The following is an 18,520-nucleotide window of genomic DNA, read 5'->3' on the forward strand; positions in this document are numbered from 1 at the left end:
ATGAACGTTTTATCAATCGATCTAGAAACTTACTCCAGTGTGGATCTGAAGAAAGCAGGGGTGTACGCCTACACCTCTGCCCCCGACTTCGAAATTCTGCTCTTTGCCTATGCCTGGAATGATGAACCGGTGCAGCTTGCGGACTTAGCCAGCAGGGAAGAGCTTCCTCCGAAAATCCTATCAGCCTTAACCGATGACGGCATCATCAAAAGCGCCTTTAATGCAGCGTTCGAACGCACCTGTTTATCGGTCTATCTAAAACAGGCACTTTCACCCAAATCTTGGCGCTGTACGGCAGTGCAATCGGCGATGTTGGCTCTGCCTCTTCACCTCGCAGGAGTCGCGCAAGTGCTGGGACTTCCTGAACAAAAGATGGATGAAGGCAAGCGACTGATTAAATATTTTTGTACGCCCTGTAAACCTACCAAAACCAACGGAGGGAGAACCCGAAACTTATCCTGTCATGCACCGGACAAATGGGCCACCTTCAAAGAGTACTGCAAACAAGATGTTGAGGTTGAACGGGCGATCCGCCGAAAGATTGAGAACTACCCAATCTCTGACAGCGAGCAGACACTATGGATGCTCGATCAAGCCATTAACGACCGGGGGATTTTGATCGATATTACGCTCGTCAATCACTGTATTCAATGTGACCGACAGTACCGGAGCAGCCTGTTTGCGGAAGCGAAAGCCTTAACGGGTCTGGAGAATCCCAACAGTGTGGCCCAGCTTAAAGACTGGTTTCTGGGCAATGGATTGGAGATTGAGAGTTTATCCCAAAAAGTAGTCAAGGAAATGGCCGGAACCACGGACGGAGATATTCAAAGGCTCCTTGAGCTTCGTCAAGAAATGTCTAAAACCTCGATTAAAAAATACCTGGCCATGAAACGGGCGCTCTGTCCAGATCATCGAGTTCGAGGCTTACTGCAGTTTTATGGGGCTAATCGGACCGGGCGCTGGGCAGGAAGGCTCGTGCAAATCCACAATTTACCGCAAAACCACTTGCCGGATTTAGAGGCTGCGCGAGAGATTGTAAAAGAGGGAGACTTTGAGTTTCTTGAATGGCTTTATGAATCCGTACCCGGTGTTTTATCGGAGCTCATTCGGACCGCCTTTATCCCAGCACCCGGTCATCGATTTCTCGTGGCGGACTTCTCGGCTATTGAAGCAAGGGTCATCGCCTGGCTGGCGGGAGAAACCTGGCGGCTGGACGTCTTTAAAACCCATGGGAAAATTTATGAAGCCTCAGCCAGTCAGATGTTTAAAGTGCCCATCGAGAGTATTACCAAAACCTCACCGCTTCGGCAGAAAGGGAAGATCGCAGAACTGGCCCTTGGCTATGGCGGCGGGGTCGGGGCGCTCACCAATATGGGAGCGCTGGAGATGGGCTTAAGCGAAGAGGAGCTAAAACCCCTCGTTGATGCCTGGAGAGCCGCTAACCCGAAGATTGTAAACCTATGGTGGGAGATTGACCGCGCAGCGATGAAAGCCGTAAGGGACCGTGTACCTCAGAGTGTCGGAAAACTTAAATTCCTGTATAGCAAAGGAATGCTGTTTATAACCTTGCCGTCAGGCCGCAGATTAGCTTATGTCAAACCAAGGATGGCAACGAACCAATTTGGCCGTGATGGGCTGACGTATGAAGGTATCGGAACCAATAAGCAGTGGTGCCGCATTGACACCTACGGCCCGAAGCTCGTTGAAAATATTGTTCAGGCAACGTCTCGTGATTGCTTAGCCGAAGCCATGCTCAGGGTCGAAAAGAAAGGATATAAGATCGTCGCACACGTTCATGACGAGCTGATTATCGAAGCTCCCGAGGATTTTGGCTCCCTTAAAGAGGTATGTGACATCATGGGTGAGTCGATAAGCTGGGCTGAAGGACTCCCGCTCAGGGCTGATGGTTTTGAAACGAAGTTTTACAAGAAAGAATAATACCTCTCAGGGGTACTGACAAATTCCATGGGGGTATATGAAAAAGTTTATAGAGAGTCAACCGGTATGATGTTAGCCCTGCTATTTCCGTGCCCGGTGTCTTTGCTATGCCCAAAAACAGGAGGTAAAGAATGCGCAGCCGACAAAAGCAAAGAGAACTCAAGAAAGAGGAAAAGCTTGAAGCCAAGAATGTCTACGGTCATCGTGATTTAACACCGTTTAATGCGGTTACAAGATTAAGGGGCGAAACAAAATTACTACTGAAATAAAGGAGAATAAATTATGAGTCATCTTACAGTGACCAACCAAGATGGCGTATTGGTGGTTGACAGCCGAGATGCAGCTCAGATGCTCGTGAAAAGGCACTCTGATTTGCTGGAAAAGATCGATGGTTATATTCGATATTTGGAGAACGGAGAACTCCGTTCTCAAGATTTCTTTATTGAAAGCGCCTACTCAACCAGCGGAAATAACCGACGATATAAGCATTATTTTCTGACTCGCAAGGGCTGTGAACTTGTGGCCAACAAAATGACCGGCGAAAAAGGGGTCCTGTTTACAGCCGCCTATGTGACCAAGTTTAATGACATGGAAAAAGCTCTCTTGAATTCTCATCAACAAATCCTTAATGAAGCCAAACGAATGCGCTCAGAGGCCATGCTCCTGAACGCCAAAACTAAGCAAACCAGAATTATTACAGATTTGGCCATCAAGTTTCAGGAGCATTTATCACCTGAGTCCGTTCAATCTCTGTTAGCCGGTGTGTCGGCCTATCTTTTTGGTTCACCTCTTCTGCCCATGCCGGAAATAGAGAAAACCTATACAGCTTCCCAGATTGCTGAAGATGCGGGAGTGAGCCGGTTTATCATTGGTAAATTGGCGCATACGCATGGACTGAAAAAGCGGGAATTTGGCTTATGGGTGCTCAATACGATTCCCTCTCTTGGGAAACAATTGCCGCATTTTCGGTATAACGAAAAAGGCAAGTCGAAGCTCTTAGAACTGATGGAACAAGAGGGAGCTGTTAAACCATGAATCTAAGGTACGATGGTGCGTTCACCTTAGCCACAGGAAACAGCCGTAAAGAGCAAGAGTGGAAAAACCGGGAAATGACCTGGTCGGATTTTTTAAGGAAGGTCAGCAGCACCTATCGGACGAGTGAAACGATGGCAGAATACTTCAAAATGCCGAAAGCCAAGCAAGATGATCTGAAAGATGTGGGAGGTTTTGTCGGGGGATCACTACGGGAGGGCAGGCGTAAGAGCGAGTTTGTTGAGTATCGGAGTCTGCTGACCTTAGACACGGACTATGCTTCCGTCAATTTCTGGGAAGCTTTAACGGTCCTTGACGATTATGCTTGCTGCATTTATAGTACCCGCAAACATCGGCCTGAAGCCCCAAGGCTTCGGCTTGTGATTCCCCTGAAGCGAAACGTTTCTCCGGAAGAGTATCAGGCGGTTGCCCGAAAAATAGCCGAAAGTATTGGCATCGAAATGTTCGATGATACAACCTATGAACCGGCCCGGCTGATGTATTGGCCGAGCACCAGCAGTGATGGAGAGTTCGTATTCAAACATCAAGACGGGCCTTGGCTTAATCCAGACGACATTTTAGCCAGTTACACCGATTGGCGGAACACCACTTCTTGGCCAGTATCATCTCGCAAGAAGGAAGCGATCACTAAAACAGTTGCTAAGAAACAGGTGGACCCCACGACGAAAGAAGGCATCGTGGGGTCCTTTTGCCGGGCCTATTCCATGGCCGAGGCCATCGAGGAATTCCTACCGGATGTCTATACTCCTTGCGATGGAAGTGACCGCTACACTTTCACAGGTGGCTCCACCTTTGGAGGATTGGTTACCTATGATGATTTATTCGCCTACAGTCATCATGCCACCGACCCGGCGGGCGGTAAATTATGTAACGCCTTTGATTTAGTGCGTTTGCATAGGTTTGGTGAGCTGGACCAAGAGGCAGAGGATGGAACACCGGTCGCTAAGCTACCTTCCTTCAAAGCCATGCAGACTCTTGCCATCAATGATAAGACGGTTAAACGGCAGCTGATGGATGAGAAACTGGCGGCGGCGAGTGAAGAGTTTAAGGCTGCCGAAGAGAACTGGGCTGAGCAGCTGGACTATAAAAAGGATGGAACCTTAAAAACAACCATCGATAATATTGTCTTAATTATGGAAAATGATCCAGGGCTTCGTAAGACAGCAGGTTACAACGAATTTGCCCACCGCAATGAACTATTAAAGGATTTACCCTGGCGCGAGATCAAACATGGAGCGTTATGGTCGGACAAAGATGACGCTGCGTTAAGGTATTACCTGGAGCATGTCTATGATGTAAGCCATGTGAGTAAGACTATGGATGCCTTATCGGTGGTGGTTGAGCACAACCGGTTTCATCCCGTGAAGGAATATCTGAGCGGACTCGTTTGGGATGGCGTGAAGCGTCTGGATACATTGCTGATTAAGTATTTTAATGCCGAAAACAGCGAATACACGCGAGCCGTCACCCGAAAAGCGATGACGGCTGCCGTGGCTCGGATCTTTACTCCAGGCTGCAAGTTTGATTATATGCTGCTTTTGGTTGGGAAGCAGGGCCTTGGCAAAAGCTATTTTTTAAAAACACTGGGTGGAAAATGGTTTTCGGACAGCCTGACGACTGTCGTTGGGAAGGAAGCCTATGAACAATTGCAGGGTGTCTGGCTAATTGAAGTGGGAGAATTATCGGCGGCAAAGAAAGCGGATATCGATGCCCTGAAGCACTTTATTTCCAAGCAGGAAGATATCTTCCGGGAAGCTTATGGCCGCCGGACAGGAATCTACCCGCGCCAATGCATCTTCGTAGGGACAACGAATGATATCGAGCCTTTGCGTGATAAAACAGGAGGCCGACGTTTCTGGCCCGTTAATGTCGGTAAGGGAAATCAGAGTTTGTGGGAGGGAATTCCTGTTGACCAGATCTGGGCAGAAGCCGTTGAGTGTTTTAAGGCAGGAGAGAAATTATTCCTTCCCCCTGAACTTGAGAAAATGGCCATGCAGATTCAGTCCGAGTATACCGAGGAAAGTGATAAAGCAGGAATGGTCTATCAATACCTGGATACACTTCTGCCTGAGAGTTGGGAGGCTATGGATTTAAGCACAAGACGGCTCTTCCTTTCCGGTGATTTTACCTCGGGTGAAGGAACGCTCAGACGAACGAAAGTGTGTGCTATGGCAGTCTGGTGTGAATGCTTTGGCGGCGATCCCAAGCAGCTTTCCTATGCGCAGGCACGGGAGATACGCAGTATTTTGGAAAATGCTGAAGGTTGGAAACGATATCCTGGTAAATTAAACTTCTCAATTTTTGGCCGGCAGCGAGCCTTTCATAGAGATTAGTTCCTACGATGGGGAACAGATCTTTGTTTTGTTCCCCAATCCTGTTCCTCCCTCAAATCAGCCACAGATAAGGAGTTAAGGGTAATTGGTACAGAGGGAACAGGTTATTTTATATAGAGTTAAAACAATAATTATGTAATACGCGCGAGGCGCGTATACGCATACACGTATATAGAGTATATAGAAAAACCTGTCTGTCCCGTTCCCCTGTTCCCTCACGAACAGAATTGAGGTCAATCATGTTAGAAAAGACCATAGAAATGACCTTATGTAAATTAGTCAGAGCTAAAGGAGGTCTGGCTTTAAAATTTGTTTCGCCAGGTACTGTTGGAGTGCCGGACAGACTCATCCTTTTGCCCGATGGCAGAATTAATTTTGTTGAATTGAAAGCTCCTGGCAAAAAGCCTTCAGCCAAGCAGGTCAAAATGGCAGAAGTTCTAGCCAGACTCGGACATCCGGTGAGAATCATTGACAGCATGGAAGGTGTTAAGGAGTTTATAAATGAGATATAGTCCCCATGACTATCAGGCATTTGCCCTACAACAGATTCTTGATAAACCTGCCTGTGCTCTTTTTCTTGATCTCGGTATGGGTAAGACGGTAATTACTCTAAGTGCCATCAATCAGCTTAAACCTCAAAAGGCTCTAGTCATTGCACCACTGCGGGTGGCCGAAGATACTTGGAGCAAGGAATGTGAAAAATGGGATCATTTAAAGTCTTTAAGAATCGCTAAAGTCTTAGGTTCAGAGAAGAAGAGACTAGCAGCTCTTAAATCGATCGCTGAACTGTATGTTATTAATCGGGAGAATGTGTCGTGGCTTGTAACCTATTATGGTCGAAAATGGCCCTTTGATATGGTGGTCATTGATGAGTTGTCGAGCTTCAAATCCGCCAGGGCCAACCGCTTTAAAGCCCTGCGTAAAGTTCGTCCCCTGATTAAACGCATAGTTGGGTTAACAGGCACACCAAGCCCTAACGGACTCCTTGACCTCTGGCCTCAGATCTATTTGCTGGATCGGGGTGAACGATTGGGTAAAACGCTGGGTGGCTATAGGGACCGATACTTTATCCCGGATAAGCGAAATCAGGAGGTTATCTTTTCCTGGAAACTAAGGCCGCGAGCCGAAGAGGCGATCTACGAAAAGCTCTCGGATATTTGTGTCAGTATGAAGGCCCAGGATTATTTAACCATGCCGGAGAGAATTGACAATATTGTACAGGTTGAGATGTCCGCCCAAGAGATGGCTCTTTACAAAAGGCTTGAAAAAGATATGCTTTTACCCTTTGCAGAGGGTGATATTGATGCTGCGAACGCAGCCGCCTTATCTAATAAACTCCTGCAATTGGCGGGCGGCGCTGTTTATGATGAAAATGGTGGGGTGAGACTGATCCATCGGCGTAAACTGGATGCCCTGGAGGATCTGTGGGAAGGTGCGAACGGGAAACCAATTCTGGTGTTTTATTCCTATAAGCATGATAAAACAAGGCTCATAGACTTCTTTAAAACGGTAAAGCCAAGAGAGTTAAAAACCTCTCAAGACATCACCGATTGGAATGAGGGCAAGATTGAGGTTGCCCTTGCCCATCCCGCTTCTGCCGGTCATGGTCTTAATCTTCAAGCCGGAGGGCATATCATCATATGGTTTGGGCTTACCTGGAGCTTAGAACTTTACCAACAAGCCAACGGTCGGCTTTATCGGCAGGGGCAGCAGGAAACTGTGGTTATTCACCACATTATTACTGCTGGAACCGTTGATGAGCAAGTAGTTGCTGCATTAAACCGTAAGGAAACTGGACAAACGGCCCTGTTGGATGCGGTGAAAGCGCGGCTTGGTGCGATCTGAATTAATAACCCGATATGAGTCTAATGGTTGATCCCATCATGATGGGCAAGAAAAGCATCCAACCAACAATTTGATCTAAATCCATACAAAGCTAATCCTCCTTACCTGAATTTAGCTTTGTATGACCAGACCTGAGGAAACTATTTCTAGTTTAAGAGGAGGCAGTAAGGGATGAAAAAGACATCATTCTTATTTGTTGAAGAATTGCAGAGAGCCAACAGGATCTATGGGCCAAGCTTTGCTTCCCCGCACGAAGGGTATGCAATTATGCGTGAGGAGTTAGAGGAACTATGGGAGGAGATTAAGAAGAAACGTCCGGACAAGCTACGGATGATGGAGGAAGCCATTCAAGTTGGAGCCATGGCCATGAAGTTCATTCAATCCCTAGACCATTGGTCTTGGTTGGGGCTCAAGATGAGTGCTCAAGAACTTAAATGCCTACAGTGCAGGTATCGAGTGATCACCTCAGATATCCTCGCAGATTTGGAAAGTGATCCCTGTTTGACTTGTAATAAACTAAACCAGTGGAAGGAATAACACGATGAAACTTATTAAACCAGAAGCTCATATTGAAAATCAAGATTGGACAAGCCTCCTACAACGTCTTGAAACAAAAGGTCGTGTGTGCTATAAGAGCGAGTGGCGAATGACCGATGACTCAGCAGAGCCATTTATAAAATTCCTCATCCAAAGAGGCCATCTCTCTGTACTGGAGCATGCTTCAGTATCGGTGAAGTTCACGGTAGATCGTGGGGTATCTCATGAGATTGTTCGACACAGAATCGGGGCTTACTCTCAGGAAAGTACCCGTTTTTGCAACTACGAAGAGGATGATATCACCCTTATTGAACCGTTTTTCTTTGCGGGTGGTTATCTAAAATGGAGCGCCTGGGAAAGGGCTTGTTCTGAGGCTGAGTCCATGTATCAACGACTTCTAGACTCCGGTGCAACGGCTCAGGAAGCTCGCTCGGTTTTGCCAAACAGTCTGAAGACGGAGTTATGGGCCACTTATAACCTTAGAGTGTGGCGACATTTCTTGGAACTACGTGCTGCTAAAACAGCACATCCGCAAATGCGGCAAGTAGCAATTCCGCTACTTTTGAAATTTAAAGAATTAATGCCGGTCATATTTGACGGAATTCCTTATGACACAGCATTTCCAATTAAACATTATGCTGAGGTGATTATCGTATGAATGAGTTTCTGGAAATTCTCACACCCGTAGCAGAACTTCTGAAGAGAAAGAATACCGACTATGGCAACAATTATTGCGAAACTCGAAGAGAGTTTGGCCCAACAGCTCTTCTGCTCAGATTAAATGACAAGTTTGGGAGACTTAAGACTCTAACAAAGCAACAGGCTCAAGTCAAGGATGAATCCATTGAGGACACGTTAAAGGACATTATAGGGTATTGCACCTTGGAACTAAGATATCTTCGAGACGAGAAAACCTGTGGATTAACTTGTGGATGGTATGTGTAAAAGCTGTGGAAAAGTTGTGGAAAAGTGTGTCGAAGCCTTATTACCAGTAAGGACAGCGAAGGGCGTGGCAGGAATGGAAACAAGGAAAAAAGTAGAAAGACTCTTCAAGTACTATCCCGAAGCTAAGCAAAACTTGGAAATACTGAAGTTTCAAATCGGAAGTTACGCTGGGGCCGATGAAGACGAGGTGATCGAATCGTTGACTTACACAGTCCCAGAAGGAGAACGGGTTTCTAACAGTAATATTTCCGATAAGTCTTCAAGGATCGCGCTGATCTATAAAGATATAGCTGATCATGAAAGCCAGGAACAATTGCAGGATATGCTAAAAAGGTATTATCTACAAAAAAATGAACTGGATGTATTCGAGTATAGCATTAAACTATTGGAACCGAGACTTTCAAGGATCATTACCGATATTGTCATTAACAAAATGACCTGGATGGAAGTCTCTGAAAAGTATTATGTCTCGGTAAATACCGTTGCGGAATGGCGAAAAAAGGCTATAAGACAACTAACAAAGATGCTCGAATCAAGTTTATTGTTCAATAGGGTTGTATAAACATCACTGAAAGTACACTGAAATACCTGAGTAATATGGTATTAACCCTTGATTGTGGATCGTTTGTCAAGGTTGTAAAATTCTATTGTGGGAAAAAAGATAAGATATTAAAGCTCTTGGGTAAAAACCCAGGGGCTTTTTTGTTGAGGTGAAACGATTGAAACGATGTCAATTTTATAAACCCATCGAGCAAAATGCTGCGGAAAAATGTCCGAACTGCAAACGGTGGGATGGTAAGCGATGTAAGGATGAACAACAAATCAGGGAAGCTTATCTTGATTCTGAAGAATATAAGTATTTTGATCGTATGATGCGTGGAAACAGAGGTATCAGCGGCCCCTTGTAAAATGTGCTCTCCTCTCTATTTATATAAAAAGATGCGGCATTCATGGTGTCGCATCTTATTTTTTACTTATTTTTCCGAGCCTATAAGAAAGGTGATTGTTATGGTTAAGAGTCGATGGCCAGAAGTTAAAGCCAGATTGTCTGAAATCGAGCAATGGATTAAAGATGGTTTAACAGAGGAACAGGTATGTACTAATTTAGGTATTGGTGTCAGTACATTTTCAGAGTACAAAGTACGCCATGAGGAGCTGAGAGAGCTCTTAAAAAAGAGCAGACAAGTTTTGGTAACTCAAATAGAGAATGCCCTGGTAAAAAGAGCTCTTGGTTTTTCTTATGAGGAAACCAAAATTTCGATCCGGCAAATGGATGGCCGAGAGGTTAAATTTACAGAAAAAACAACGAAGTATCAGCCACCCGATGTTGCAGCCTGTTCACTGCTCTTGAAAAACAAGGCCAGAGATCAGGGATGGAGTGATAATCCTCAGAAGTTAGCCCTTGAACGAGAAATCTTTGAGCACAGAAAACGGATTGAGGAGGCTCAAGTCTTTGGCGATAGCGACGATGAAGTACCAAATCCATGAAATGAATGTGACGGATATTATTCCGTACAAAAATAATCCTAGAAATAATGAGCTCGCTGTGAAAAGAGTTGCTGAATCCATTCGAGAATTTGGGTTTAAAGTTCCGATTGTCTTGGATAAAAACTATGAAATCGTAGCTGGTCATACTAGACTAAAAGCTGCTCTTGAGTTGGGTCTAAAGACAGTACCTTGTATTATCGCAAATGATCTGACGGATGCGCAGATCAAAGCGTTTCGACTGGCGGATAATAAGACCGCAGAATTGGCTGAATGGAATCTGGAAATGTTGAACATTGAATTGGAGGAACTCAACAAGCTAGAGCTTAATTTTTCAATGGCCGACTTTGGGTTTGATTTAGAAAGCATGGACGAACAGGAAACGAAAGAAACAACAGAGGATGATTTTGATGCCGATAAAGCCGTGGCAGAGATTGAAACTCCGATCAGTCAGCGGGGAGATGTTTGGCAGTTGGGAAAGCATCGACTGATGTGCGGTGATTCAACATCAAGTGAAGATATGGCTAAACTGATGGACGGGCAGGAGTGTGACCTGGTTTTGACCGATCCTCCCTATAACGTTGACTACCAAGGGGCTACCAAAGACAAGTTAAAAATCCAAAATGACAAGATGGATGACGATAAGTTCCTTGCATTTCTAACCGATGCGTTTACCCGTATGTATGAGCATTCGAAAAAGGGTGCAGCTATTTATGTGTTCCATGCGGATAGTGAGGGCTACAATTTCAGAGCTGCTTTCAAACACGCGGGCTATACTTTGCGTCAATGCTTGGTTTGGGCAAAGAATTCTATGGTGCTAGGGCGACAAGATTACCAATGGAAGCACGAGCCCGTTCTCTATGGTTGGAAAGACGGAGCAAGCCATCATTGGTATTCCGATCGTAAACAAACAACGGTCGTAGAATTTGATAAACCGCATAGAAATAGTACTCATCCGACAATTAAGCCGCTCGGTTTGGTTGGATATTTTATCGGTAATTCCAGCAAGACAGGAGATATTGTCTTAGATCCCTTTGGGGGTAGTGGTAGCACAATCATTTCATGTGAGCAAACAGGGCGAATTGGTTACTCTGCGGAGCTTGATCCAAAATATGTTGATGTTATTGTCAAGAGATATATCGAGCATAAAGGCGGGAGCGATGATGTTTATCTGATTCGTAATGGTGAGAAGGAGGTCTGGAAAGATATAAAACAAGCATAACTTAGGAGAGCGCAAACCGGATATGTCCGGCTGAACGCTTTTTTTTTTATTTCATAATAAATGTAGGAAGTGATCATCTGCGAGATTTAAGAGATCAAAAATTTGGAAACCTGACAGTAAAAGCGGAGGTTGGTCGCGATAAAGGTGGTCGTGTTCTTTGGTTATGTCTATGTGACTGTGGCAGAGATCATATTGCCAGAGGAACTGCGTTAACGTCGGAAAATACAAAGACATGTGGTAAATGTAACTCGGTAACTTATAGATTATCAGAAGACGGTGACCACATGGTGATGACATTTTCGAATGGAACAGAGCTTCTGATTGATTCTGAGGATGAGAAAAAAGTAAGATCGTACAACTGGTTTCTAAATGAGAAAGGTTATGCATGGGCTAAGATCAATGGACAGCGAATTAGACTCCATCGGTTCCTCATAAATGCTCCAGCCGATCGCCAGGTGGATCATATCAATAATATAAAACTTGATAATCGAAAATCTAATCTAAGGCTTGCAACCAATAAAGAAAATAGACGAAACGAAGGACTTCGGAAAAATAACAGTACTGGGGCTAAAGGTGTAAATTTTGATAAGCGTCGTAAAAAATATAGGGCGTATATTACAGTTGATGGTAGACATATTCATCTTGGATACTATTCGACAATAGAAGAAGCATCCATTGCATACGATCACTCCGCAGAGCAATATTTCGGCGAATTCGCTCGCCCAAATAATCTAACACCAAAGACACCTGATTCGGTGTCATTTTTAGTTTCCGGCAAAGAAAAAGAACTTGCATTATCGGCCCGGTAGAGTGATGAATGTACACAACTTAATTGAAAGGTTGTGTACGCGTTATGCAAAAAGATTGTTTCACATACTCGTTTAAGGGCACAGGATTAGAACGCAAACAAATCATTACAGTGATTGCGAACGAATTTATCGAGGATGTTGAGTATCAAGGAGCTCCAACCTTCGCTTATCGGACAACCAGTGGTTGGACGATTGACCGTGATAGCGTTATTACTTCGCCAGAACTACTCCTTGATTATAAGGACAACCTACGGAAAGTGCTCACTGCCTTGAAAACTGCAGGAGCAACAGCCGAAGGAGACGGAACGGTTACACTATCACTCGACGGATACAATGGAAATACCCTGAGAAACGCAATAAATCTTATTTGGTGTAAGCAAAGTTTACTGAAGAAATCCTTTGATCGCCGGTCAGATATTGTTCCAGAAAGTCTTGTCAGCGCAATCAACGCAGTGCCTATTGAAACGCTTGAGGAGTTTGCCGAGGTTGTTAACAACGGTATTGACCAAGGAACCATTGTTGGCGACAGCAACATGGACTTTGACTTGGCAGACCAAACGGTGAGTTTTAGCTTTATGAATGCCACCTTGGAGTTTGAAGCTCTAGCCTTCATAACCTTTTGTCAAAAACTCAGTGAGCAAGCGAAACAACAGAAGTTTAGCTCAACAAAGCAAAAGGAAGCCGTCAATGGCAAATATGCCATGCGCTGCTTCCTTTTAAAATTGGGATTTATCGGTGGTCAATATGCAAAAGAGAGAAAATGCCTTCTTGATCGACTGGACGGTAACGCCGCCTTTCGAACGATTGAGGCTCAACAGGCAGCCGAAGCAAAACGCAGAGCGAAGTCTTCCAACGCTCCCGTTGAAGGGAGTGAGAACGCATGAAACGAACGGATATTGCCGGATACGCTTGCCCGGTCTGTGATACCGCCAATCCAATCTCCGTAAACTATTGTTCGCATTGCGGTCACTGGTTATTGGATACGGTTGAAGAACCCATTCCTTTGAACAAGAAGGAATTTAAGAAGCGAACGAAACACCATGCCAATATCTTCTTCAGACTTGGTCTGGCACAGGTATGGATTGCACTGTTACTACTCTTTGAACTGCTCATGAAATCTCAGGCATGGTTTGATGGCTTAGTGATTGTCTACTTTATCTTTACGGCGATAACCAACTTGAAGGCAGGCAAACTCGTTAAGCAGCAACAAGCGCATCCGAGTAGCAGCGAAACAAAGACCAATCTTAGTTGAGTTAAACATTTGATCATCAAAAAGAGGAACTTCTTTCAAGAGAGGTTCCTTTTTTGCTGCTTAAGCAACCCCCCCGGTCTTACTTTTTGCCGCCAGCCGTGCTGCCGTGTGCCTGACAAGCGTAGAACCCAGCGGCATTTTTTGAGTAAAAAAAGGCCAATGTTTTAGAAAAAATACAAACTACTTTCTTAACAGTCAAGGTTAAAAAAGTAAATATAAGGTTAAAATCCACTTGCTATTTTATCCGCTCTGAGCAATGAATGTAGTACCCCAAACGAAAGGAGGCAAACGCATGGTAGAGGATAAGTTTCTGACCCAGGAGAGATGTTCACGTTGCGGTAGCCCATTGAACATCCGCACCATGAGCCGAATGAACGAAGACATTTTATGTCTAGACTGCGCGGAAGCTGAAAAAGACCATCCACGCTATCGGGAAGCTGCCGAAGCTGAACTCGAACAAGTCAAAGCCGGTAACTACAATTACCCTGGTTTGTTTGTCGATAAGAAATATCCGTTTTGAGGATAACTTATTATTGCTTATCTAATATCATCATGCAGGAACTTCGCAAGAGGTTCCTTTTTCGTTGGGGGGCCTTATGAGCACAGGTATCTTAAGAACGTTTTACGCCAGCACCGCATGGAAGAAATGCCGCGATGCTTTTTTTAATGCCAAATTTGGTCTCTGCGAAGACTGCGCTTCACCCGGTCAAATCGTTCACCACATCAAACCGATTACCGCCAGCGATGTTAGAAATAATCCTGCTCAGTGTTATGGCTGGGACAATCTGAAACTATTATGCCGGGTCTGTCATGAAAAGCACCACAACAAACGGAGCGACGGACTGAGCTTTGATGCCAATGGGGATATCGTCTTTGCAAAGGGGGCAGACCAGCATGGATAAAGAAGCTCGATCCGGTCAAATTCAAGCAGAACTCTTAGAAATGTTTAAGAACCTGCCCGCCGAACCAATGAAATTCGTTTATCCATTGATCCAGCGATTAGCCTTTATGCAGACAACATTGGAAGAATTAGAAGACGACATTAAGGCCAAGGGCACGTTTGAACTGACAAAAACTAGACCTCGCAAGTTTCGCGAGAGACCCGTGGTAAAAACCTACAATGCCATGATTAAAAACTATACGACCACCATGAAACAATTGCTCGACCGTCTTCCGGGTGAGAAAGCCGATGAGGCTGAAGATGAACTGCTGGCGTTCCTTCGGAAATAGGGTGGGGCATGGAAAATTATATCTTAGACTACTACACCAAGATCCAATCCGGTGAGGTTGTGGTCTGCCATAACATCCGGAAATTGTATGAGAAAATCGTCCACGATCTTAACACCCCCGGTGAGTATCACTTCGATCTTGACAAAGCGACACGACCCATTGAGTTTGTGGAGCGTTTCTGTAAACAAAGTAAAGGCAAGTGGATTGGGAAAATTTTTGTACTGGACCTTTGGCAGAAGGCGATGCTCCAGGTCATCTTTGGGTTTGTTGATCATGAGGGAAACCGGAAATACAACGAGGTCTTTACCCTTGTAGGTCGTAAGAATGGGAAGAGCTCCCTGCTTGCGGCTATTGGTTTATATATGCTCATTGCTGACAATGAGGGTGGCAGCGAAGTCTATTCAGTCGCTTCCAAGAGAGATCAGGCTAAAATTATCTTTTCTGAAACGCTCAACATGGTAGGGCAATCGAACAAGCTGGGCCGTCATCTAAAAAAACGCCGCACAGACATTTATTTCCCGGCAGCCTTCGGTAAGTTTGAACCGCTCTCCAGTGATAGTAACAGCTTGGATGGACTCAACACCCACTTTTGTATTGTTGACGAAATCCATGCCATCAAAGACCGAAACCTTTATGACGTGATGAAGCAGAGCATGGCAGCCAGACGGCAACCGTTGCTCTGGTGCATTACCACCGCCGGTTTTGTCCGGGAGAATATCTTTGACGCCCAGTATAAATACGCCAAAGACGTTGTCGATGGAACGGTTAACGACAAACGTTTTGTGGCGTTTTTATATGAGCTTGACCCACAGGATGATTTCAGGGATGAGTCGACTTGGCAGAAAGCCAACCCAGGACTCGGAACCATCAAAGACCTGAATTTTTTAAGCGATAATGTTAAGCGTTCGAAGTCCGACCCGGCCTTTAAGGCCACGGTGATTACTAAGGATTTTAATATTGTTGGGACAACCTCTGAAGCCTTTCTGGATTATAGCGAGATCCGTAATGAGGAAACGTTTAGCCTGGAGGAGATCAGAGATTCTTACTGCATTGGTGGAGTCGACTTATCCAGCACAACAGACTTAACTTCGGCGACCATTTTGGTTCCGAAGCCCGGTGGGAAGTTCCTTTGCCACCAAAGGTATTGGATGCCGCAAGCGACGTTTGACAAAGCGGACCATTCCAAGCAGGTTGTATATCGAGCGTGGGTGGAACGAGGGTTACTGGAATTGACACCGGGAAACCGGATTGACTACACCTATATTACTCAGTGGTTCTGCCGAATGAAGGATGATTACAGACTGTACTTTCAATCCATTGGGTTCGATAATTGGAATTCAACGTACTGGGTCAAGGAAATGGAACAAAATGGATTTAATGGATTAATGGAGGTCGTCATCCAAGGAGCTAGGACGTTAAGTCATCCCTTAAAAAACTTAGGCGCGGATCTGGCGATGAAAAAGATCAACTATAACAAGAATCCCATCTTGGAATATTGCCTCTGCAATCTTGGAGTTATCTATGATAGGAACAATAACATCACGCCGGTTAAAACGGCTTCACGTGGATTTATAGACGGCGCGATGAGTCTTTTAGATAGTTTCGTTGTGTATGAAAACCATAAAGAATTACTGGATAGCTTAATCTAGAAGGTGGTGATGAGACTTGCCCAGTTTCCGGTCCATGTTCGGTTCTATTTTTGGAAAGGCAAAGAAGAACCCACAGAACTTAAAGTTCTTTAAACTCTTAAATGGGTATATCCCAACGGTTTCCAATACGACCAATAGTGAGGCCTATTATAATTATTTGTTTCGTGCTTGTCTCCGGGCCATCGCTACCCACGTAGCCAAGGCGGATATAAAACACATTCGGTATGTGGGCGGCGACACCATTCCTCAAGACAGCGATATTGCCAATATACTCAGTGGCCAGCCGAATCCGTTCATGAACTCTACGGAGTTCATTTTTAAATTGGCCACGAATTTACTCATCCATAATAACGCGTTTGTTTATATAAAACAGGATGAAAAGGGTAATATCCAAGGCTTCTATCCCCTCAATTCCAGCTTTGTAACGTATATGGAATCCAGCGAAACCGGGATGGATGACACAGGGAACCTCTTTGTGAAGTTTAATTTCCGGGGAGGTCAAGAAGTTATCGCTCCGTTTGAACAAATCATTCATGTAAAACGCGATTATTTTGAGTCCGATCTTATGGGAAGTTACAACGATAATGCCCTATATCCCCTTCTCCAACTGACCAACACGGTACACAACGGGATCATCAACGCCGTGGCAAATGGACCAGCCAATATTCGTGGAGCCCTTCATTTTCAGGGTACATTAAAAACCGCTGACTTAATCGCCAAGCGGGATGAAATCTTGGGTAAGTTTTTTGACCTGCAGAATAATTCAGGAATCATATTCACGGATTCGCAAACGGGTGAATTCAAGCCTTTCGAAAACAAAGCGATTCTTCTGGATGCTGCGCAGATGGAAATCATTGAAGAGCAGGTCTTTGGGTATTTCAATTTAAACAAAAATATTGTGTTCTCAAATTATACCGAAGTGCAGTTTGATGGTTTCTATAATAGCGTTGTTGCTCCAATTCTTAAACAGTTTTCGGAAGCGTTCACCTATAAAGTTTTTACAGCCCGCGAAAGAGGGTACGGCAACCGGATTATATTTACCTCTAACAAACTGGCCCATGTGAGTGATGCCACCAAAAGCCAGATGTGTCAGTATGCTGCTCCACTTGGAATTTTCACCCAGAATGAACTACGGGAGTTGTTCGGTTTAGCGCCTATGCCCGGAGGAGAACGGCGCGTGGAAAGTCTCAACTTTGTCAATGTGGATGTCAAAGATGAGTACCAGTTAACCATGGCTAAGGGCACGACACAACCTAGCAACAACGAAACCCAACCGAAGGAGGCTGTGCCTAGTGAGGCATCACCGGGAAACAGTGAGCAGGCCTAAAGAACAGTTCCGATCCCGCTGGCCTCGGCCTCCCAATAACATCATTAACTCAACCAAAACACGGGAGGTGATAGGAATGAAAAAGAGCACAATGGATGAATCGGAGAGTACTGACATGATGCTCGAAGAAAATCAACGTTTCCGGAAAGGCGATGTTGAATATCGCTCAATGGAACTGCGGGCCAGCCTTATTGATCCACCCGAAGGTCAGTCGGTCCTGAAAGTATTGGAAGGCAGAGCGATTGTCTTTAATAAAGCAACACCACTCTTTCAGGATGACGATGGGACCACGTATTATGAGCAAATCCATCAGGATGCTTTAAAGGGTGTCGACCTATCCAATGTTGTACTGAAGTACAATCACTCCGAACATGTCCCGCCTTTAGCCAGTACCAAAGCCGGAACCTTAGATTTGAGAGTGGATAACCAAGGGCTTAACGTGACAGCCAGAATGGCCAACACCACTCAAGCCAACGATATTCACGAATTGGTACGATCGGGGCATCTAGATAAGATGTCCTTTGCTTTTACAGTGGCTAATGATGCTTACGATACCAAAACCAGAACTCGAACTATTTTCAAGTTTGATAAGATGTATGACGTTTCGGTCGTCGATTTCCCAGCCTATGAAGAAACATCGGTCTCCGCCCGTAATTATGTTCAGGCTCAGCAAGAATTAAGGCGTAGAGAACAAGAACAATTAGAACAAACGAGACTGGAACAAGAGCGACAGGAGCAGGAGCGCAGAGCACAGGAAGCCGAACTTCAGCGCCAACAGCAAGTGGAGGAACGGAAAAAGCAGGAGCAAGAAGCCTACGAAAAACAATTGAAACGGTTACGTTTAAAGACACTCCTTTAAAGGGTGTCTTTTTATTTTCCCCAATAGAAAGGATGA

General features: G+C 44.9%; 22 protein-coding genes. All 22 read left to right on the forward strand.

Annotated features, from left to right (window positions below):
• The gene (locus tag DEAC_RS11375) at nucleotides 1-1,938 is read left to right on the forward strand and encodes a DNA polymerase (RefSeq protein WP_345788164.1); all 1,938 of its coding nucleotides are present in this window, start codon (nucleotides 1-3) and stop codon (nucleotides 1,936-1,938) included.
• Between the two features lie 131 nt (nucleotides 1,939-2,069).
• Complete coding sequence (locus DEAC_RS23560) at nucleotides 2,070-2,207, forward strand: hypothetical protein (protein WP_161796442.1); 138 nt, start codon at nucleotides 2,070-2,072, stop codon at nucleotides 2,205-2,207.
• 13 nt (nucleotides 2,208-2,220) lie between these two features.
• On the forward strand, nucleotides 2,221-2,973 hold the full coding sequence (locus tag DEAC_RS22215; RefSeq protein ID WP_053006388.1) for a Rha family transcriptional regulator: 753 nt from the start codon (nucleotides 2,221-2,223) through the stop codon (nucleotides 2,971-2,973).
• Nucleotides 2,970-5,324 carry a virulence-associated E family protein gene (locus tag DEAC_RS11385; protein WP_047810188.1) on the forward strand — a complete coding sequence of 785 codons (2,355 nt, stop codon included), beginning with the start codon at nucleotides 2,970-2,972 and terminating at the stop codon, nucleotides 5,322-5,324. The genes DEAC_RS22215 and DEAC_RS11385 overlap by 4 nt, the downstream gene beginning before the upstream one ends.
• Before the next feature lie 239 nt (nucleotides 5,325-5,563).
• A complete protein-coding gene (locus DEAC_RS11390; protein WP_047810189.1) occupies nucleotides 5,564-5,836 on the forward strand; it encodes a VRR-NUC domain-containing protein in 273 nt (90 codons plus the stop codon).
• Nucleotides 5,826-7,169: a DEAD/DEAH box helicase gene (locus tag DEAC_RS11395; protein ID WP_047810190.1), complete on the forward strand. Its 1,344-nt coding sequence runs from the start codon at nucleotides 5,826-5,828 to the stop codon at nucleotides 7,167-7,169. Before DEAC_RS11390 ends, DEAC_RS11395 begins: the two co-directional genes overlap by 11 nt.
• A gap of 171 nt (nucleotides 7,170-7,340) precedes the next feature.
• Entirely contained in the window at nucleotides 7,341-7,706 is a 366-nt protein-coding gene (locus DEAC_RS11400; RefSeq protein WP_047810191.1) for a hypothetical protein, read from the forward strand.
• A 4-nt stretch (nucleotides 7,707-7,710) separates the two neighbouring features.
• Nucleotides 7,711-8,364 (forward strand): FAD-dependent thymidylate synthase, encoded by a 654-nt coding sequence (gene thyX / locus DEAC_RS11405; RefSeq protein WP_047810192.1) that lies wholly within the window; start codon nucleotides 7,711-7,713, stop codon nucleotides 8,362-8,364.
• Nucleotides 8,361-8,651 (forward strand): nucleotide modification associated domain-containing protein, encoded by a 291-nt coding sequence (locus DEAC_RS11410; RefSeq protein WP_047810193.1) that lies wholly within the window; start codon nucleotides 8,361-8,363, stop codon nucleotides 8,649-8,651. The genes thyX and DEAC_RS11410 overlap by 4 nt, the downstream gene beginning before the upstream one ends.
• The gene (locus DEAC_RS11415; RefSeq protein WP_053006389.1) at nucleotides 8,644-9,213 is read left to right on the forward strand and encodes a hypothetical protein; all 570 of its coding nucleotides are present in this window, start codon (nucleotides 8,644-8,646) and stop codon (nucleotides 9,211-9,213) included. The genes DEAC_RS11410 and DEAC_RS11415 overlap by 8 nt, the downstream gene beginning before the upstream one ends.
• Before the next feature lie 157 nt (nucleotides 9,214-9,370).
• Complete coding sequence (locus tag DEAC_RS11420; RefSeq protein WP_047810194.1) at nucleotides 9,371-9,559, forward strand: hypothetical protein; 189 nt, start codon at nucleotides 9,371-9,373, stop codon at nucleotides 9,557-9,559.
• Nucleotides 9,560-9,659: 100 nt separating this feature from the next.
• Nucleotides 9,660-10,139, forward strand: a complete 480-nt coding sequence (locus tag DEAC_RS11425) for a hypothetical protein (RefSeq protein WP_053006390.1) — start codon at nucleotides 9,660-9,662, stop codon at nucleotides 10,137-10,139.
• Nucleotides 10,105-11,358: a DNA modification methylase gene (locus tag DEAC_RS11430; protein WP_242847137.1), complete on the forward strand. Its 1,254-nt coding sequence runs from the start codon at nucleotides 10,105-10,107 to the stop codon at nucleotides 11,356-11,358. The genes DEAC_RS11425 and DEAC_RS11430 overlap by 35 nt, the downstream gene beginning before the upstream one ends.
• Nucleotides 11,359-11,642: 284 nt before the next feature.
• Nucleotides 11,643-12,167: an HNH endonuclease gene (locus DEAC_RS11435; protein WP_053006391.1), complete on the forward strand. Its 525-nt coding sequence runs from the start codon at nucleotides 11,643-11,645 to the stop codon at nucleotides 12,165-12,167.
• Between the two features lie 23 nt (nucleotides 12,168-12,190).
• A complete protein-coding gene (locus tag DEAC_RS11440; RefSeq protein WP_207642583.1) occupies nucleotides 12,191-13,051 on the forward strand; it encodes a hypothetical protein in 861 nt (286 codons plus the stop codon).
• Complete coding sequence (locus DEAC_RS11445) at nucleotides 13,048-13,419, forward strand: zinc ribbon domain-containing protein (RefSeq protein WP_047810196.1); 372 nt, start codon at nucleotides 13,048-13,050, stop codon at nucleotides 13,417-13,419. Before DEAC_RS11440 ends, DEAC_RS11445 begins: the two co-directional genes overlap by 4 nt.
• Nucleotides 13,420-13,711: 292 nt before the next feature.
• Nucleotides 13,712-13,939 carry a hypothetical protein gene (locus DEAC_RS11450; protein WP_047810197.1) on the forward strand — a complete coding sequence of 76 codons (228 nt, stop codon included), beginning with the start codon at nucleotides 13,712-13,714 and terminating at the stop codon, nucleotides 13,937-13,939.
• 76 nt (nucleotides 13,940-14,015) lie between these two features.
• Nucleotides 14,016-14,321: an HNH endonuclease gene (locus DEAC_RS11455; RefSeq protein ID WP_047810320.1), complete on the forward strand. Its 306-nt coding sequence runs from the start codon at nucleotides 14,016-14,018 to the stop codon at nucleotides 14,319-14,321.
• A complete protein-coding gene (locus tag DEAC_RS11460) occupies nucleotides 14,314-14,649 on the forward strand; it encodes a hypothetical protein (RefSeq protein WP_047810198.1) in 336 nt (111 codons plus the stop codon). The genes DEAC_RS11455 and DEAC_RS11460 overlap by 8 nt, the downstream gene beginning before the upstream one ends.
• An 8-nt stretch (nucleotides 14,650-14,657) precedes the next feature.
• A complete protein-coding gene (locus DEAC_RS11465) occupies nucleotides 14,658-16,298 on the forward strand; it encodes a terminase large subunit (protein ID WP_047810199.1) in 1,641 nt (546 codons plus the stop codon).
• Nucleotides 16,299-16,314: 16 nt separating this feature from the next.
• Complete coding sequence (locus DEAC_RS11470) at nucleotides 16,315-17,625, forward strand: phage portal protein (protein ID WP_161796444.1); 1,311 nt, start codon at nucleotides 16,315-16,317, stop codon at nucleotides 17,623-17,625.
• Between the two features lie 76 nt (nucleotides 17,626-17,701).
• A complete protein-coding gene (locus DEAC_RS11475) occupies nucleotides 17,702-18,484 on the forward strand; it encodes an HK97 family phage prohead protease (RefSeq protein WP_053006394.1) in 783 nt (260 codons plus the stop codon).
• Nucleotides 18,485-18,520: the final 36 nt, after the last annotated feature.

It is taken from the genome of Desulfosporosinus acididurans, from assembly GCF_001029285.1.
GTDB lineage: Bacteria > Bacillota > Desulfitobacteriia > Desulfitobacteriales > Desulfitobacteriaceae > Desulfosporosinus > Desulfosporosinus acididurans.

Coding starts and splice junctions, on each gene's coding strand:
- DEAC_RS11400 (WP_047810191.1), top strand. CDS start 7,341: ATGAAAAAGACATCATTCTTATTTGTTGAAGAATTGCAGAGAGCCAAC.
- DEAC_RS11475 (WP_053006394.1), top strand. CDS start 17,702: ATGAAAAAGAGCACAATGGATGAATCGGAGAGTACTGACATGATGCTC.
- DEAC_RS22215 (WP_053006388.1), top strand. CDS start 2,221: ATGAGTCATCTTACAGTGACCAACCAAGATGGCGTATTGGTGGTTGAC.
- DEAC_RS11445 (WP_047810196.1), top strand. CDS start 13,048: ATGAAACGAACGGATATTGCCGGATACGCTTGCCCGGTCTGTGATACC.
- DEAC_RS11435 (WP_053006391.1), top strand. CDS start 11,643: ATGGTGATGACATTTTCGAATGGAACAGAGCTTCTGATTGATTCTGAG.
- DEAC_RS11385 (WP_047810188.1), top strand. CDS start 2,970: ATGAATCTAAGGTACGATGGTGCGTTCACCTTAGCCACAGGAAACAGC.
- DEAC_RS11450 (WP_047810197.1), top strand. CDS start 13,712: ATGGTAGAGGATAAGTTTCTGACCCAGGAGAGATGTTCACGTTGCGGT.
- DEAC_RS11425 (WP_053006390.1), top strand. CDS start 9,660: ATGGTTAAGAGTCGATGGCCAGAAGTTAAAGCCAGATTGTCTGAAATC.
- DEAC_RS23560 (WP_161796442.1), top strand. CDS start 2,070: ATGCGCAGCCGACAAAAGCAAAGAGAACTCAAGAAAGAGGAAAAGCTT.
- DEAC_RS11455 (WP_047810320.1), top strand. CDS start 14,016: ATGAGCACAGGTATCTTAAGAACGTTTTACGCCAGCACCGCATGGAAG.
- DEAC_RS11395 (WP_047810190.1), top strand. CDS start 5,826: ATGAGATATAGTCCCCATGACTATCAGGCATTTGCCCTACAACAGATT.
- DEAC_RS11410 (WP_047810193.1), top strand. CDS start 8,361: ATGAATGAGTTTCTGGAAATTCTCACACCCGTAGCAGAACTTCTGAAG.
- DEAC_RS11465 (WP_047810199.1), top strand. CDS start 14,658: ATGGAAAATTATATCTTAGACTACTACACCAAGATCCAATCCGGTGAG.
- DEAC_RS11375 (WP_345788164.1), top strand. CDS start 1: ATGAACGTTTTATCAATCGATCTAGAAACTTACTCCAGTGTGGATCTG.
- DEAC_RS11460 (WP_047810198.1), top strand. CDS start 14,314: ATGGATAAAGAAGCTCGATCCGGTCAAATTCAAGCAGAACTCTTAGAA.
- DEAC_RS11390 (WP_047810189.1), top strand. CDS start 5,564: ATGTTAGAAAAGACCATAGAAATGACCTTATGTAAATTAGTCAGAGCT.
- DEAC_RS11415 (WP_053006389.1), top strand. CDS start 8,644: ATGTGTAAAAGCTGTGGAAAAGTTGTGGAAAAGTGTGTCGAAGCCTTA.
- thyX (WP_047810192.1), top strand. CDS start 7,711: ATGAAACTTATTAAACCAGAAGCTCATATTGAAAATCAAGATTGGACA.